Below are 12,730 nucleotides of genomic sequence, written 5' to 3' on the forward strand. Positions count from 1 at the left end.
GGAGCTGTACGCCGACGCCGACGCGGCGCTCTACGCGGCCAAGCGGCTCGGGCGCGGCCGGGTCAGCGGTGACGGCCGGGTCAGCGGTGACGGCCGGGCGGCGGGCCCGGCACCGGGGGTGGTGCCGGGCCAGCGGGCCGGTGCGCGGGCGGGTGGGGGGCCCGGTCCCGCTACGGCGCGGGGACGGGCGCGAGGCTGAGGTCGAGCGCGACGGGCCGGCTGCTGGTGCCGGTGGCGTGGACGCCCTGGTCGGAGCTGCCGGCGAGGTAGCGCACCGACTCCACGCGGGTGACGTGCCAGCGGGAGAACGCCCCTGCGGAACCGCGCGGGCAGCCCAGCTGCGCCGGGTCGCCGTAGTAGCGGCGCAGCAGCGGGACGGTGGAGACGCCGACGCGGGCGCGGGTGGAGGTGGTGGATGCGGCGACGGGGTCCAGCAGCACGTGGTCCTCGGTGGGGCCGCTGACCTCGGGTGCGGTGCTGCCGACGGTCGCGGTGCGGAACCTGACCTCGGTGCCGGGGACCTGCCGCTGGTCGGTGCTGCGGTAGCAGGCGCCGAACAGCTCACCGGTGACGGCGGCCTGCACGAACGTGGCGTGGTTGTGCGCGGCGAGCCAGTGGTCGACGACGAGGCCGGTGGAGCCGTCGGCGGCGCGGGCGGTGCGGGCGACGCTGGCGACGGCCCCGCTGCCGCTGGCGGGCCGGACGGTCAGGGTGCGGCTGCGGGTGTTGTCGCGCTCGTCCGACTCGGCGATGCGCCGGGCGTCGTCGACCTCGGCGGTGACGGTGCGGGTGCCCTGCACGGCCCGCCAGGTGGCGCTGCCGGTGGGGCCGGAGTTGGCGGTGACCAGGACGCTGTCGCCGGGGGCCAGGGAGAACGTCCAGGTGTCCGACCAGCTCGTCGTGACGCCCGCGACCTTGAACTGCACGCCGTGGATCACGCCGTCGGGGGTGGCGGCGGTGCCGGCGTTGCGGATCTCGGCGCGGAACTGCACCGGCGAGCCGGGCACGGGGTCGGTGGGCGCCCAGCCGACGGCGGTGACGACGAGGTCGGGTGCGGGTGGGGCGGCGGTGGCGCTGCCGGTGCCGGTGCCGCAGGTCAGGACGGCGGCGGCGGGCAGTGCCGCCGCCGCGCTGAGGACGCGGGTCGTCCGCTTCACGATCTCCCCCGGTGTTCGACGGTGTGACCGCTCCCCTACCCCCCTGGGCTGCCGGGAACCGGTCCGGTGGCTCCACTGTGCCCGGGACGGGCACACAGCGTGAGGGTTTTCGCACAATTAGTTGCAACCGATCGGGTGACGGCGTCACCACGGGTGACGACGGACCGTGCGGCCACCGGCGCGGAACCACGCCCGGCGCGCCCGCGTCCGAGCACCATGAGGCCGCACACCGCCAGGTCCGGCGCAACCGTGGGGACCGCCGCCCTCCTCCTCGCCCTGCTGGGCGCCTGCGCCACCGGGCGCGCCACCCCCGCCGCCGACCCCGGGGACACCACCGCGACCACGACCGGCACCGGGGCCACCGCCGGCGACGGCGCACCGGCCGCCGGCGGCATCTCGCTCGGCAACCCCGACCTGGTGCCCGACGACCACACCGGCCCCTACGCCGCGCTCGGCACGGTGCTGCAGAGCCCCGACCACGGCCCGCAGCTGTGCCACGCGGTGGCGACCTCCTACCCACCGCAGTGCAGCGGGCTGGACCTCGCCGGCTGGGACTGGGCGGCCCTGCCCGCGGGCAGCCACGAGTCGCAGAACGGCACGACGTGGGGGGATTTCGTCGTCGTCGGCACCCTGGCCGGCACCACCGAGCAGGACGGCACCCTCACCCTCACCGAACCCCCGCGGCTGCCCGGGGACGCCGGCGACCTGCTGCCGGTGGCGCGGGACCCGGCGGCGGGTTTCGACTCCCCCTGCCCCGAACCCGCCGGCGGCTGGCGGGCACCGGACCCGGCGCGGGCGACGGAGGAGACCCTGCAGGCCGCCCTCACCCGCGCCGAGCGCCTCGACGGCTACGGCGGCAGCTGGATCGACGCACCGCCGGTGTCCGGGGAACCCCGGCCGGACCCCGAGGACGACCCCGCCCTCGACCCCGCGAACCAGGTCCTCAACGTCAGCACCACCGGCGACGTCGCGGCCGCCGAGCAGGCGCTGCGCGAGGTGTGGGGCGGACCGCTCTGCGTCAGCACCGCGCGGCGCGCGTACGCGGACCTGCTCACCGTGCAGGCGGACCTCGACCGGCGCGAGGGCCTGCTGCAGAGCTCGATCGACGTGGTGACCGGCGAGGTGGTGGGGTACTTCCTGGTGGCGCGGCAGTCGCTGCAGGAGGAGCTGGACGCCACCCACGGCGCCGGCGTCGTGCGGCTGGAGGCCGTGCTGCACCCCGTGCGGGGCTGAGCCGCGCGGGGGGTGGGTCGGCTCGCCCCGGTTCAGGCCGGCCCGTAGCGCGCCACCAGCCGGTCCAGCAGGGCGTCGCGCTCGGCGTCCACCACCCGGCGCGCCGGGTCGGCGTCGTACCAGTCGACGATCTCCTGCGCGCCGCGGCGGAACGGCACCGTCGCCGTGAAGTCCGGCACCAGCGCCTTCACCTTGGAGTTGTCGAACACCATCGAGTGCGCCTTGTCCCCCAGCAGACCCGCGCCCCACCCCGGGTCGGCGGCGGCGATGGCGTCGGAGGCGACGTGCACCAGCTGCGGGTCGTCCACGCCCGCGGCGGCGGCCAGGTCCAGGGCGATCCGGTTCCAGGTGAGCACCTCGTCGGAGGTGATGTGGAAGGCGTCGCCCACCGCGGCGGGCCGCCCGAGCAGGCCGGTGAACGCCTTCGCGAAGTCGGTGTGGTGCGTCAGCGTCCACAGCGAGGTGCCGTCGCCGTGGACGACGACGGGCTCACCGCGCCGCATCCGGTCCAGGACCGTCCAGCCGCCGTCCAGCGGGACCAGCGTGCGGTCGTAGGTGTGGGAGGGCCGCACGATCGTCGCGGGGAACCCGTCCTCGCGGTGCGCCCGCACCAGCAGGTCCTCGCAGGCGATCTTGTCGCGGGAGTACTGCCAGAACGGGTTGCGCAGCGGGGTGGACTCCACGACGGGCAGCCGCTCCGGCGGGGTCTGGTAGGCCGAGGCGGAGCTGATGAACACGTACTGCCCGGTGCGGCCGGTGAACAGCTCCACGTCGGCGACGACGTGGTCGGGGGTGAAGGCCACGAAGTCCGCGACCACGTCGAACTCCTCGTCGCCGATCGCGGCCCGCACCGACGCGCCGTCGCGGACGTCCGCGGTCAGCACCCGGGCGCCCTCGGGGACCGGTCGGGCGGTCGTGCCGCCGCGGTTGAGCAGGGTCACGTCCCAGCCGAGCTCCACGGCCCGCTGCGAGCAGGCGGAGCTGATGATCCCGGTCCCGCCGATGAACAGCACCTTCGATGTCGTCACCGGCCCTGGGTACCACGGAGCGGTCCGGTCCACCTCCGGGCGGCGGACCTGTGAACCGGCCCAGAAACCTGTGCATCCCGTGTGACCCGCGCTCCGGCGCTGCCGCACCCCGCCCCGGGAGCCGATCCACCCCTCGTGACCGAGAGCCGGTCCGGGAAGGGAGACCGATGACCACGATCAGCGCCACCACCAGCGGCTGGCAGACCTCCGCGGTGCAGCAGCAGCAGCGCCCGCCCCGCGCGGGCGGCAAGGACCCGCTGGACGCCGTGACGGAACTGCTGGGCATGACGAAGGACGAGATCACCACCGCGCTGAAGAGCGGCCAGAGCCTCGACGACATCGCCACCGGCAAGGGCGTCTCGCACGACGACCTCGTCAGCGCGCTGGTGGCGGGTGCCCCGGCCGACGCCCCGCAGGGTGTCGACGCCACCGCGGTGGCCGAGAAGATCGCCGCGCAGCAGGGCCTGCCCACCCCGCCCCCGCCGCCCGGCGGGCACCACGGGCGCCGCGACGACTCCGGTGTGCTCAGCGGCACCCTGACGGACAAGCAGCAGGAGGGGCTGGACGCGCTGGCCTCGCTGCTGGGCACCGACGCCGACGGCCTGCTGGCGAAGCTGCGCTCCGGCACCGACCTGCTGGGCCTGCTCGCCGACGGCGGCGTGTCCGCCTCGACGGGCTCGACGGGCGTGGAGGAGGGCTTCCTGCTGGACACCAGCGCCTGACGGGCACCGGCGACGCGGTGCGCTCCCGGCCGCGGGGCGGGAGCGCACCGCCGCGGGATCAGCCGGCCCGGACGATCTCGCGCAGGTCGATGACGGCCGGCCCCTCGGCGCCCGCGGGCTGCACGTAGGCGGCACCGTCCTCCACGGCGAGCACCCGGCCCGTCACGCTGGAGCCGCTGTCGAGGTGGATGGTGACGGTGCGACCGGACGGGTCGACGCGGTGGTCCTCGGCGGCGTCGCGCAGGGCGTTGACGACGACGGCGTTCATGGGGTGCTCCTTCGGCCGGGGCGAGGGGTGCGCCGTGCCCGCGCCGGCACGTCCGCAGCAGGCTGAACGTCCCCGGTGCGGGTCCTCCTTCCCGGCTGTGGTGGACCTCACCCGATCGGCACAACCCCTCAGGCCCGGCGCCCCGGGTGCCGTCACCAGATGGAGGCGACCACCACGAGGGAGACGGCGAGCTGCGCGGCCGCCACGACCAGGCTCGCCGGGTGCAGCTCCCGCTCGACGAGCAGGTCCCGCGTGCGGCCGGGGGTGAGGACCTCCAGGGCCACCCCCGCCAGCGCCTGGAGCACCACCCCGAGCAACCCGAACGCGACGGTCCAGCCCAGCGCCGCCCCGAAGCCGGCCTCGGCGTTCGTCCAGATCGCCGCGAACACGACGAGACCGAGACCGAGGAAGCCGGAGGCCAGCACCACGGCGGCGTTCACCGAGCGGCCCACCCACACGTGGTGCGCGAGCTTGCCGGGGGTGAGCAGGTCGAGGACGACGAACCCCACCGCGAGCAGCAGGGCGCCGACGACGGAGTAGGCGGTGGCGTAGCCGAGGCTGGCGAGCACGGGGGTTCCTCCGGGTCCGGGTGTTCGGGTGCTTGGGCGTCGGGGCGCGGCCGCTCAACCGGCCAGCCAGGCGGCGACCTGCTCGGGCGTGGAGCGGGGCGCGTCGAGGTAGTGCGGCACGAACCGGGCACGCGTGTCGGTGATGAGGTTCGCGGACTCCCGCACCCCCAGGCCCGCGGCGCGCCCGCCGACCACCCAGCTGCCGACGAGGGCGCGGTTGCCGTCGAACACGGGCAGCTCCGCGTACTGCTGGTGGACGAGCCGCTGCCCCGCCGTGTGGCCGGGCGGCGCGGTCTCCTCCAGGGCACCGGCCCGCACCCGCACCCCGGCCCCCTCCCAGCCGTACACGGGTTTGCTGACGACGCCGCGGCGCGCCCAGCCCGCCCCGGGGTCCGGTTCGTCCAGCGCGGCGGGGACGAGCATCGGGTGCCCCTCGAACTCCTCCCACAGCGCCACGAGCAGCGCCTTCGACGACAGCAGCGCCTTCCACGCCGGCTCGATCCACGTGATGCCCGCGGAGGGGGCGTCCAGCAGCGGCCCGAAGCGCTCCGCGAGCATCCACTCCCACGGGTAGAGCTTGAAGCAGACGTCGATGGGCCGGTCGCGGGCGTCGACGAACCGGCCCGCCTCCTCCCACCAGCCGATGTCCTCCACGCGCAGGCCCTCGTCGTGCAGGCCGGCCTCCCGGGCGGTGTCGCGCAGGTAGGCGAGGGTCACCCAGTCCTCGGTGGGCTCGCTCTGCCCGGCGGCGAAGTGCACGCTCGTCCCCGACCACGCGGGCAGCTGCCCGCGCCAGAACCGCACGAGCCGCTCGTGCAGCGTGTTCACCTGGTCGCGCCCGGGGTGCACGTCCTCCAGCCAGAACCACTGCACGACCGCGGCCTCCACGAGGGCGGTGGGGGTGTCCGCGTTGTACTCCAGCAGCACCGGCGGCGCGCTGCCGTCGTAGACGAGGTCGAAGCGGCCGTAGAGCGAGGGCCCGCCCGCCTCCAGGCTGCGCCGCAGCATCGGCGCGGCGTGCGGTGGCAGCCCGAGGGAGGCCAGCAGCCGCTCGTCGTCGAGGAGGCGCCGCGCCGCCACCAGCGACATCCGGTGCAGCTCCTCGGTCGCGGCCTCCAGCTCGTCGGCCTCGTCCTCGCTGAACTCGTAGGCGGCGCTCTCGTCCCAGTAGGGCACCTCGGCGCCGGTCCCGGCATCGCGCCCGACGGCGTAGGCCAGGCCCTGCGACTCCACGGTGCGCCGCCAGCCGGGGCGGGGCTGCGACGCCACCCGCCGCATCAGCCGCCCACGCCGGAGTCGCTGCCGCCGCCGAGCCCACCGCGGGTGATCGTGGCGCCCTCCGCGGGGACGCCGCCGCGGACGACCCGGGCCCCCTCCGGCGGCTGGGCGGTGCCGCCGCCGACGCGCTGCCCGACGGCCGGCGCGACGCCACCGCGGCCGAGGTACCACCAGCCGCCGGAGCGGTCGTCGTCGCAGTCCTCGTCCGGCAGCCGCTCGCGGGAGCGCTCGTCGACGCAGACGGCGCGGTAGTCGGGGTCGTCGGAGCCGTCGGGACCGCCGCAGGCCGCCAACCCGGCCGCGGCGAGCACCCCGGTCACCGACAGGGTCACCACCGCCGACCGCCGCCGCACCGGACGCTGCGCCTGCACCGCTCCCCCTCCCCCGCCGCACCCGCGGCGACCGGCGCCCTGCTTACCGCCGCGCGCGGGGCGCGTCCACCTCGGCCGGCGGTCGGGCCCCCGATCGGCCCACGGGTGCCGTCAGGGCCTGTGCCCCGGGTGCCGTCAGGCCCGGCGCCCCGTGGTGGTGACGCCCAGGACGGTGATGGCGACGCCGCAGCCGGCGACCACCCACCACGCGGCGTGGCTGGCGGCGGGCAGCCCGGCCGCCATCGGGGCACCGGCCAGACCGGCGGCGACCACGGCGCCGAGCACCGCCACACCGAGGGCCTGCCCCACCTGCCGGCTGGTGGAGGCCACCGCGGCCGCCACCCCCGCCTGGTCCGCGGGCAGGCCCGCCACGGCGGTGGTCGTCACGGGGGCGTTGAGCATCCCGAACCCCAGCCCCACCGCCACGTAGGCGGCGACCAGCTGCAGCGGCGGCGCGCCGGCGTCCAGGGCGGTGAGCTGCACCCCCGCCAGCGCCGTCGCGGCACCCGCCACCACCAGCGGCCAGCGCGGGCCGTGGCCGGCGACGATCCGCCCCGACAGCGGGGCCACCAGCGCCGCCGTCAGGGCCATCGGCAGCGTCCACAGCCCCGCGTGCAGGGCGCTGAGGCCCCGGCTCTCCTGCAGGTAGAGCGTGTTGAGCAGCAGGAACCCGCCGAACGCGGCGAACCCGCACACGGCGATGACCACGGCACCGGCGAACGGCGGGTTGCGGAACAGCCGCACGTCGAGCAGCGGTTCCGCGCGGCGCAGCTCCCACGCGACGAGCCCGGCGAGGGCGGCTGCGGCCGCGGCGAACAGCGCCAGGATCGGCGCCGACGCCCAGCCGCGGTGCGGGCCCTCGATGAGCCCCGACAGCAGCGACGCCAGCACCACCAGGACGAGCACCTGCCCGAGCGGGTCCACCCGGCGCGGGCGCGGGGCGCGCGACTCCGGCACGAACAGCGCCGTCAGCACCACCGCCGCCACGCCCACCGGCGCGTTCACCCAGAACACCGCCTCCCAGCCGGCGGTGTCCACGAGCAGGCCCCCGAGCAGCGGGCCCAGCGCCATGCTGAGGCCGGCGACGGCGCCCCACACCCCGATGGCCCGGGCGCGCTCGCGGGGGTCGGGGAAGACGTTGACGATGATCGACATGGCGACGGGGTTGAGCATCGAGCCGCCGACCGCCTGCACGACGCGGAACGCCACGAGCCAGCCGAGCCCGGGGGCCAGGCCGCACAGCACCGAGCCGAGGGTGAACACCACGAGCCCCACCTGGAAGGTGCGGCGGCGCCCGATCCGGTCGGCGGTGGAGCCGGACAGCAGCAGCAGGCTGCCCAGCACGAGGGTGTAGGAGTCCACGACCCACTGCATGCCGGAGACGGGGGCGCCCAGGTCGCGGCCGATGGCGGGCAGGGCGACGTTGACGATCGTGTTGTCGACGCTGCCGAGGAACAGGCTCGTGCAGCAGACGGCGAGGACGAGGATCCTGCGCCGCCGGGTCAGCTCGGGCACCGCGGGGCGCACCTCCTCCGTCGGCGGTGTCCGCCACGCGGTCACCTCCACGCGGCCACCGCCCCGGCGACGGTAACCGCCGCGGCGGCGGGGTGCGCGGTCGGGTGGGGCGTGCCGCCGGCTCCACCGATGAGTTCCGCGCCCCGGGACGGTCGGCACGTGGTGTCCGCAGACGCCGACGGGAGGGGGACGACGTGCCGCACCGGGTGGGGACGCGCGAGCAGTGGCGCACCGAGCGGCTGGAGCTGCTCGCCGCGGAGAAGGAGCTGACGCGGCGCAGCGACGAGCTGGCCCGCCGGCGCCGCCGGCTGCCCTGGGTCCGGATCGACGAGGACTACCGCTTCCGGACCGCTCGCGGCCCGGCGACGCTGGCCGACCTCTTCCGCGGCCGCTCCCAGCTGCTCGTGTACCACTACATGTCCCCCGCCTGCCCCAGCTGCGCGGCGATGGCCGACGGCTTCGACGGTTCCGTGGTGCACCTGGAGCACCACGACGTCGCGTTCACCGCCGTGTGCCGGGCACCGATCGAGGAGCTGCTCGCCCACCGGCGGCGCATGGGGTGGACGTTCGAGTGGGCCTCCTCGGAGGGCAGCGACTTCAACCACGACTTCGGGGTCTCGTTCACCGACGGGCAGCTCGCCCGGGGGGCGGAGTACAACTTCCGCGAGCTGCCGCCCTTCCCGGAGCCGGGCACGGGGCCGCACGACCTGCCCGGCATCAGCGCCTTCGCGATCCAGGACGGCGCCGTCCACCACACCTACTCCGCCTACGCCCGCGGCGGTGACGCGCTGTGGGCGATGTACCAGTGGCTCGACCGGGCACCGCTGGGCCGCAACGAGACGCCGCCGGGCTGGTTCAAGCTGCACGACGAGTACTGAGCCCGCCGCCACGGTGGGAGCGGGCGGTGGCGGCGCGCCCCGCTGCTGGCAGGCTGGTGCGGTGATCCCGGGTGCGGACGTGGCGGACGTGCGGGTCCCGCGGGCGCTGCGCCGCTGGGCGGGGGATCGCGAGCTGCGGCCGGTGTGGCGCAACGAGGCCGGTGGCCTGACGTTCGAGGTGGTCGGCGTGGGCGCCTTCGTGAAGTGGGCCCCCGCCGGCAGCCGGTTGCGGATCGCGGAGGAGGCGCGGCGGCTGGCGTGGGCGGGACGCCACCTGCGGGTGCCCGCGGTGCTGGGGTCCGGCCGGGACGAGGACGGCACGTGGTTGGTGACGTCCGCCCTGCCGGGCCGCAGCGCCGTGGACCCGCGGTGGCTGGCCCGGCCCGAGGTGGCGGTGCGCGTCCTCGGCGAGGGGCTGCGGCTGCTGCACGAGAGCCTGCCGGTGGCGGGGTGCCCCTTCGAGTGGTCCGTCGCGGGCCGCGTCGAGCGGGCCCGGGCGGGCGCGGTGGCCGACGGGCGCGCGGACCTGCTGCAGCGGGTGGCGGAGTTCCCCGGGCCGCCGCCGCACGACCGGCTCGTCGTCTGCCACGGCGACCCCTGCTGCCCCAACACCCTCATCGGCGACGACGGGGAGCTGGCCGGGCACGTGGACCTGGACTGCCTGGGGGTGGCCGACCGCTGGGCCGACCTGGCCGTGGGGTCGTGGAGCCTGGAGTGGAACTACGGCCCCGGCTGGGACGGCGCCTACTTCGCCGCCTACGGCGTCGAGCCGGACGCGGAGCGCATCGCGTACCACCGGGCGCTGTGGTCGCTGGGCGACTGAGGACCGGGTCGCCGGGCGACTGAGGACGGGGTCGCCGGGCTCAGACCCCGATGCCGCGGGTCCAGACCGCGTCGAGGCCGCACGCCGGCAGCAGGGTCTTCATCCCGAGGATCACCCGGGCGTCGGCGCCCACCGCGGTGCGCGGCCGCACCCGCCGCCGGGTCAGCTGCCGCTCGACGGCGGCGGCGACCCGCTCGGGCGGTGCGGCGCCCTTGCGGATCCGCTCGACGAGGCGGCGCTCACCGGCGAAGTGCGGCGCGTAGAGCCTGCGGTGCTCGGGGTCGAGGCCGGCCTCGAGCTCGTCGAGGATCTGGTCCATCTCGTGCCAGGGATCGGTGTCGACGACGCCCGGCTCGAGGAGGGCGACCTGCACGCCGAAGGGGCGCAGCTCGACCCGCAGGCAGTCGGCCACGGCCTCGACCGCGTACTTGGAGGCGTTGTAGATCCCGGTGAAGGGGAACGACACCCGGCCGTTGACCGAGGAGATGAACACCACGCGCCCGCGCGCCCGGCGCAACCGGGGCAGCAGGGCCCGGGTCAGCGCGAGCGGCCCGACGAGGTTCACGTCGAACTGGTGGTGCACGTCGGCCCGCGACAGCGTCTCGAGCGGGCCGGCCACCGCGATGCCGGCGTTGTTGACCAGGGCGTCGAGCCGCTCGGGCAGCTCGCGGTCGAGCGCGGCCAGGTGCTCGGGGACGGTGACGTCGAGCTCGACCGGCGTGATCAGCGCCGATTCCGCGGCCAGCTCCTTCGCGGCGACGTCGGTGCGGACGCCGCCGAACACCCGCCAGCCCGAGCGGGCCAGGCGGACGGCGGTGGCGCGGCCGATGCCTCGGCCGGCGCCGGTGACGAGGACGGTCCGGGTGCTCATGCACCGACCCTCGCGCGAACCGCCCCGGCAGCGTCGGGTAGTGCGGTACCCGACCTCTGATCGCTAACCTCGTGCGGTGGAGCGGCCGTGGCCGCTCGCCGGCCGGGACGAGGAGCTGCGCGGGGTCGCGGCGGCGGTCCGGCCCGGTGCGGCGGGGATCGTGGTGGCGGGCCCGGCCGGGGTCGGCAAGACCCGGCTCGCCCGCGAGGCGCTGGCTGCCCCAGGGCGGCGGGGTGCCACCGTCGTGTGGGCCCACGGCAGCACGGCAGCCCGGCCGCTGCCCCTCGGCGCGTTCGCCGGCCTGCTCGACGTCCGGACCGGCGACGCCGCCGGGACCATCGCCCGGGCGCTGGACTCCCTCGCCCGGCAGCAGCCGCTGGTGCTGGCCGTCGACGACGCGCACCTGCTCGACGAGCACTCCGCGATCGTGCTGCACCGGGTGGTGGTGCGGCGGATGGCACCGGCCCTCGTCACCCTGCGGGCCGGGGAACCGGCTCCCGACGCGGTGACGTCCCTGTGGAAGGACGAGCACCTACCGCGCCTGGACCTGGCCCCGCTGGACGTCGCCCGGACCACGGACCTGGTCGCCCGGGTGCTCGGCGGTCCGGTCGAGCAGGCCTCCGCGCACCGGTTGTGGACCCTGACGCAGGGCAGCCCGCTGTTCCTGCGCCACCTGCTGACCGGGGAGGTGTCGGCGGGCCGGTTCACACCGGCGTCCGGGATCTGGCGGTGGACCAGCGAGCCGGTGGTCTCCCCGGGGCTGGCCGACCTCCTGGAGCACCAGATCGGCGGCCTCACGGCGCAGGTGCAGGACGTCGTGGACCTGGTCGCGCTGGCCGAGCCGGTGGCGGTCGCCACGCTGACCGCGCTGACCTCGCCCGCGGACCTCGAGGAGGCCGAGGGCCGCGGCCTGGTGCGCACCGACGGGCTGGTCGCCCGGCTCGCGCACCCGCTCTACGGCGAGGTCCGCCGCGCCACCATGGGCGCGCTGCGCGCCCGCCGCCTGCGCAGGCTGGTGGCGCAGACCCTGGACGCGGCGCCCGACCCGATCCCGCGGGCCGTGCTCGTCCTCGGATCCGACCTGCCCCCGGAACCGGCGCTGTTCCTGCGCGCCGCCGAGACCGCGACCCGGATGTTCGACCTGCCGCTGGCCGAGCAGCTGGCCCGCGCGGCGGCGGCCACCGGCGACCCCGCCGCCCGGCTGGTGCACGCCGCGGCGCTGTCCTGGCTCAGCCGCGGCGAGGAGGCCGAGGCGATCCTCGCCGACCTCGCCGCGAGCGCACCGGACGCCCGGATGCGCGCGCTGGCGCAGCTGCACCGCACCGGCAACCTGCTGTGGACGATGGCGCGGCCCGACGAGGCCCGCCGGGCGCTGGCCGCGGCCGGGGCCACCGGTGAGGTGCCCCACCACGTCGCCGCGATGTCACTGGCCCTGGCCGCCGCGGTCGGCGAGCTCTCCCCCGTGCTCGCCCGCGGTCCGCAGCTGTTGCACGAGGAGCTGCCCGACGGCCTGGTCCGCATCCTGGTCGCCTCCGCGGTGTCCGCGGCGGCCGCCGTCACCGGGGATCTCGGGCTGCTCGACGAGGCCGCCGTCGTGGGTGGGCTCACCGCCGACCGGGTGCCCACCGGCATCCCCGGGTTCGGGCTCGCGGACCTGCAGGTGCTCGGGCACCGCCTCGCCGGGACACCGGCCCGCGCCGAGGAGCAGGCCCGGAGGATGCAGGCCGCCTCGGTGGACCTGCCGGGCCCGGCGAGGCTGATGGGGCTGGTCGTCGCCGGGCACGCGGCCCTCGCGGGGGGCCGGGTCGGCGACGCGCTGCCTCTGCTGCGCGAGGCGTGGGCCGGGCTGGCGGACTCGGGTCACGAGTTCCGGTTCCGCTGCCGCTCGCTGCTGGTGACGGCCTGGGCGCAGGCCGGCCGGGCGGCGCAGGCCGCTCCCCTGCTGGCCGGCGTCGTCGCCGGGCCGCACCCGGCCTACCGGCTGCACGTGCCCGACGACCTCCTCGCGCGGGCGTGG

General features: G+C 76.7%; 13 protein-coding genes and 1 pseudogene. 6 read left to right on the forward strand and 8 right to left on the reverse strand.

Annotated features, from left to right (window positions below):
• A pseudogene (locus ABEB16_RS01920) lies at positions 1-199 on the forward strand (hypothetical protein); the annotation flags it as partial.
• Here ABEB16_RS01920 and ABEB16_RS01925 read toward each other — a convergent pair.
• On the reverse strand, positions 171-1,157 hold the full coding sequence (locus ABEB16_RS01925; RefSeq protein WP_345710586.1) for a CARDB domain-containing protein: 987 nt from the start codon (positions 1,155-1,157) through the stop codon (positions 171-173). The pseudogene ABEB16_RS01920 and the gene ABEB16_RS01925 sit on opposite strands and share 29 nt — an antisense overlap.
• A 249-nt stretch (positions 1,158-1,406) precedes the next feature.
• Here ABEB16_RS01925 and ABEB16_RS01930 point away from each other — a divergent pair, with 249 nt between their 5' ends.
• On the forward strand, positions 1,407-2,390 hold the full coding sequence (locus tag ABEB16_RS01930) for a hypothetical protein (protein ID WP_345710587.1): 984 nt from the start codon (positions 1,407-1,409) through the stop codon (positions 2,388-2,390).
• Positions 2,391-2,422: 32 nt separating this feature from the next.
• On the opposite strand, the gene ABEB16_RS01935 is transcribed toward ABEB16_RS01930, so the two are convergent.
• Positions 2,423-3,418 (reverse strand): NAD-dependent epimerase/dehydratase family protein, encoded by a 996-nt coding sequence (locus ABEB16_RS01935; protein WP_345710588.1) that lies wholly within the window; start codon positions 3,416-3,418, stop codon positions 2,423-2,425.
• 167 nt (positions 3,419-3,585) lie between these two features.
• Here ABEB16_RS01935 and ABEB16_RS01940 point away from each other — a divergent pair, with 167 nt between their 5' ends.
• Positions 3,586-4,140, forward strand: a complete 555-nt coding sequence (locus tag ABEB16_RS01940) for a hypothetical protein (protein WP_345710589.1) — start codon at positions 3,586-3,588, stop codon at positions 4,138-4,140.
• Positions 4,141-4,198: 58 nt separating this feature from the next.
• Here the strand turns inward: ABEB16_RS01940 and ABEB16_RS01945 are convergent, their stop codons facing one another.
• From ABEB16_RS01945 to ABEB16_RS01965, 5 genes are all read right to left on the reverse strand, one after another.
• Positions 4,199-4,408: a hypothetical protein gene (locus tag ABEB16_RS01945; protein WP_345710590.1), complete on the reverse strand. Its 210-nt coding sequence runs from the start codon at positions 4,406-4,408 to the stop codon at positions 4,199-4,201.
• 152 nt (positions 4,409-4,560) lie between these two features.
• Positions 4,561-4,977, reverse strand: a complete 417-nt coding sequence (locus ABEB16_RS01950) for a DUF350 domain-containing protein (protein ID WP_345710591.1) — start codon at positions 4,975-4,977, stop codon at positions 4,561-4,563.
• A gap of 54 nt (positions 4,978-5,031) precedes the next feature.
• Positions 5,032-6,255: a glutathionylspermidine synthase family protein gene (locus ABEB16_RS01955; protein WP_345710592.1), complete on the reverse strand. Its 1,224-nt coding sequence runs from the start codon at positions 6,253-6,255 to the stop codon at positions 5,032-5,034.
• Positions 6,255-6,626, reverse strand: a complete 372-nt coding sequence (locus tag ABEB16_RS01960) for a tRNA-dihydrouridine synthase (protein ID WP_345710593.1) — start codon at positions 6,624-6,626, stop codon at positions 6,255-6,257. The genes ABEB16_RS01955 and ABEB16_RS01960 overlap by 1 nt, the downstream gene beginning before the upstream one ends.
• 135 nt (positions 6,627-6,761) lie before the next feature.
• On the reverse strand, positions 6,762-8,141 hold the full coding sequence (locus ABEB16_RS01965) for a DHA2 family efflux MFS transporter permease subunit (RefSeq protein WP_345710598.1): 1,380 nt from the start codon (positions 8,139-8,141) through the stop codon (positions 6,762-6,764).
• A 194-nt stretch (positions 8,142-8,335) separates the two neighbouring features.
• Between ABEB16_RS01965 and ABEB16_RS01970 the strand changes: the two genes are divergently transcribed.
• Both ABEB16_RS01970 and ABEB16_RS01975 read left to right on the forward strand, forming a co-directional pair.
• The gene (locus ABEB16_RS01970) at positions 8,336-9,019 is read left to right on the forward strand and encodes a DUF899 domain-containing protein (RefSeq protein ID WP_345710594.1); all 684 of its coding nucleotides are present in this window, start codon (positions 8,336-8,338) and stop codon (positions 9,017-9,019) included.
• 61 nt (positions 9,020-9,080) lie between these two features.
• Positions 9,081-9,842, forward strand: a complete 762-nt coding sequence (locus tag ABEB16_RS01975; protein ID WP_345710595.1) for a phosphotransferase — start codon at positions 9,081-9,083, stop codon at positions 9,840-9,842.
• Between the two features lie 40 nt (positions 9,843-9,882).
• Here the strand turns inward: ABEB16_RS01975 and ABEB16_RS01980 are convergent, their stop codons facing one another.
• Positions 9,883-10,713: an SDR family oxidoreductase gene (locus ABEB16_RS01980; protein ID WP_345710596.1), complete on the reverse strand. Its 831-nt coding sequence runs from the start codon at positions 10,711-10,713 to the stop codon at positions 9,883-9,885.
• Positions 10,714-10,789: 76 nt separating this feature from the next.
• Between ABEB16_RS01980 and ABEB16_RS01985 the strand changes: the two genes are divergently transcribed.
• Positions 10,790-12,730, forward strand: a 1,941-nt coding sequence (locus ABEB16_RS01985) for an AAA family ATPase (RefSeq protein ID WP_345710597.1), incomplete at its 3' end; no start/stop codon positions are given.

The sequence above is a fragment of the Kineococcus glutinatus genome (assembly GCF_039542765.1).
GTDB classification, from domain to species: domain Bacteria; phylum Actinomycetota; class Actinomycetes; order Actinomycetales; family Kineococcaceae; genus Kineococcus_A; species Kineococcus_A glutinatus.